2 rRNA genes are annotated in these 3230 nt (G+C 53.4%); both read right to left on the reverse strand.

Features of this window, described 5'->3' with window-relative positions:
• Window positions 1-2 precede the first annotated feature (2 nt).
• Window positions 3-118: ribosomal RNA gene (gene rrf / locus Xenpb_RS20550) — 5S ribosomal RNA — on the reverse strand.
• Between the two features lie 92 nt (window positions 119-210).
• Window positions 211-3119 (reverse strand): 23S ribosomal RNA (locus Xenpb_RS20555).
• Between the last annotated feature and the right edge of the window lie 111 nt (window positions 3120-3230).

The following is a 3230-nucleotide window of genomic DNA, read 5'->3' on the forward strand; positions in this document are numbered from 1 at the left end:
ATGTCTGGCAGTGTCCTACTCTCACATGGGGAGACCCCACACTACCATCGGCGCTACGGCGTTTCACTGCTGAGTTCGGCATGGGGTCAGGTGGGACCACCGCGCTGTTGCCGCCAGACAAATTCTGTATTCAATCCCGAACAAGCTGCTGTCTTGCATTTGAAACCCCATTCTGCTCTCTCTCTACGCCCAAAACACCTTCGGTGTTGTCAGGTTAAGCCGCACGGTTCATTAGTACCGGTTAGCTCAACGTGTCGCCACGCTTACACACCCGGCCTATCCACGTCCTCGTCTCGAACGTTCCTTCAGTGTCCTCAAGGGACAAGGGAAGACTCATCTCAAGGCAAGTTTCCCGCTTAGATGCTTTCAGCGGTTATCTCTGCCGCACTTAGCTACCGGGCAATGCCATTGGCATGACAACCCGAACACCAGTGGTGCGTCCACTCCGGTCCTCTCGTACTAGGAGCAGCCCCTTTCAATCTTCCAACGCCCACGGCAGATAGGGACCGAACTGTCTCACGACGTTCTAAACCCAGCTCGCGTACCACTTTAAATGGCGAACAGCCATACCCTTGGGACCTACTTCAGCCCCAGGATGTGATGAGCCGACATCGAGGTGCCAAACACCGCCGTCGATATGAACTCTTGGGCGGTATCAGCCTGTTATCCCCGGAGTACCTTTTATCCGTTGAGCGATGGCCCTTCCATACAGAACCACCGGATCACTAAGACCTACTTTCGTACCTGCTCGAGCCGTCACTCTCGCAGTCAAGCCAGCTTATGCCTTTGCACTAACCTCACGATGTCCGACCGTGATTAGCTAACCTTCGTGCTCCTCCGTTACGCTTTGGGAGGAGACCGCCCCAGTCAAACTACCCACCAGACACTGTCCGCAACCCGGGTCACGGGCCTGCGTTAGAACATCAAACATTCAAGGGTGGTATTTCAAGGATGGCTCCATGCAGACTGGCGTCCACACTTCCAAGCCTCCCACCTATCCTACACATCAAGGCTCAAGGTTCAGTGTCAAGCTATAGTAAAGGTTCACGGGGTCTTTCCGTCTTGCCGCGGGTACACTGCATCTTCACAGCGAGTTCAATTTCACTGAGTCTCGGGTGGAGACAGCCTGGCCATCATTACGCCATTCGTGCAGGTCGGAACTTACCCGACAAGGAATTTCGCTACCTTAGGACCGTTATAGTTACGGCCGCCGTTTACTGGGGCTTCGATCAAGAGCTTCGCCTTGCGGCTGACCCCATCAATTAACCTTCCAGCACCGGGCAGGCGTCACACCGTATACGTCCACTTTCGTGTTTGCACAGTGCTGTGTTTTTATTAAACAGTTGCAGCCAGCTGGTATCTTCGGCTGATTTCAGCTCCGCCCGCAGGGGCTTCACCTACCTATCAGCGTGCCTTCTCCCGAAGTTACGGCACCATTTTGCCTAGTTCCTTCACCCGAGTTCTCTCAAGCGCCTGAGTATTCTCTACCTGACCACCTGTGTCGGTTTGGGGTACGATTCAATGTTACCTGAGGCTTAGAGGCTTTTCCTGGAAGCAGGGCATCTGTCACTTCAGCACCGTAGTGCCTCGTCATTACGCCTCAGTGTTAACAGCGGTCCGGATTTACCAAAACCACCCACCTACACGCTTAAACCGGGACGACCGTCGCCCGGCTGACATAGCCTTCTCCGTCCCCCCTTCGCAGTAACACCGAGTACAGGAATATTAACCTGTTTCCCATCGACTACGCTTTTCAGCCTCGCCTTAGGGGTCGACTCACCCTGCCCCGATTAACGTTGGACAGGAACCCTTGGTCTTCCGGCGAGCGGGTTTTTCACCCGCTTTATCGTTACTTATGTCAGCATTCGCACTTCTGATACCTCCAGCAAACCTCACAGTTCACCTTCAGCGGCTTACAGAACGCTCCCCTACCCAACAACACTTACGTGTCGCTGCCGCAGCTTCGGTGCATGGTTTAGCCCCGTTACATCTTCCGCGCAGGCCGACTCGACCAGTGAGCTATTACGCTTTCTTTAAATGATGGCTGCTTCTAAGCCAACATCCTGGCTGTCTGAGCCTTCCCACTTCGTTTCCCACTTAACCATGACTTGGGGACCTTAGCTGGCGGTCTGGGTTGTTTCCCTCTTCACGACGGACGTTAGCACCCGCCGTGTGTCTCCCGTGATAACATTCTTCGGTATTCGCAGTTTGCATCGGGTTGGTAAGTCGGGATGACCCCCTAGCCGAAACAGTGCTCTACCCCCGAAGATGAGTTCACGAGGCGCTACCTAAATAGCTTTCGGGGAGAACCAGCTATCTCCCGGTTTGATTGGCCTTTCACCCCCAGCCACAAGTCATCCGCTAATTTTTCAACATTAGTCGGTTCGGTCCTCCAGTTAGTGTTACCCAACCTTCAACCTGCCCATGGCTAGATCACCGGGTTTCGGGTCTATACCCTGCAACTTAACGCCCCGTTAAGACTCGGTTTCCCTGCGGCTCCCCTAAACGGTTAACCTTGCTACAGAATATAAGTCGCTGACCCATTATACAAAAGGTACGCAGTCACACCTTAAAAGGTGCTCCCACTGCTTGTACGTACACGGTTTCAGGTTCTCTTTCACTCCCCTCGCCGGGGTTCTTTTCGCCTTTCCCTCACGGTACTGGTTCACTATCGGTCAGTCAGGAGTATTTAGCCTTGGAGGATGGTCCCCCCATATTCAGACAGGATACCACGTGTCCCGCCCTACTCTTCGAGCTCCCAACACCAGCGTCTTCGGATACGGGGCTGTCACCCTTTACTGCCGGCCTTTCCAGACCGTTCTCCTGACGCTGATATTGTTGATGGCTCTGGGCTGCTCCCCGTTCGCTCGCCGCTACTGGGGGAATCTCGGTTGATTTCTTTTCCTCGGGGTACTGAGATGTTTCAGTTCCCCCGGTTCGCCTCATTCACCTATGGATTCAGTGAATGATAGTGCAACGGATTGCACTGGGTTTCCCCATTCGGATATCGCCGGCTGATAACGCTGCTTATCAGCTCACCGGCGCTTTTCGCAGATTAGCACGTCCTTCATCGCCTCTGACTGCCTAGGCATCCACCGTGTACGCTTATTCGCTTAACCTCACAACCCGAAGGTGTCTTCAGATTGGAGTATTGAGAGACTCATCAATGCCATTTTTCAATAACACTGATTGTTTCAAATTTTCAGCTTGTTCCAGATTGTTAAAGAGCA

Source organism: Xenorhabdus sp. PB62.4 (assembly GCF_014467285.1).
Classification (GTDB): Bacteria; Pseudomonadota; Gammaproteobacteria; order Enterobacterales; family Enterobacteriaceae; genus Xenorhabdus.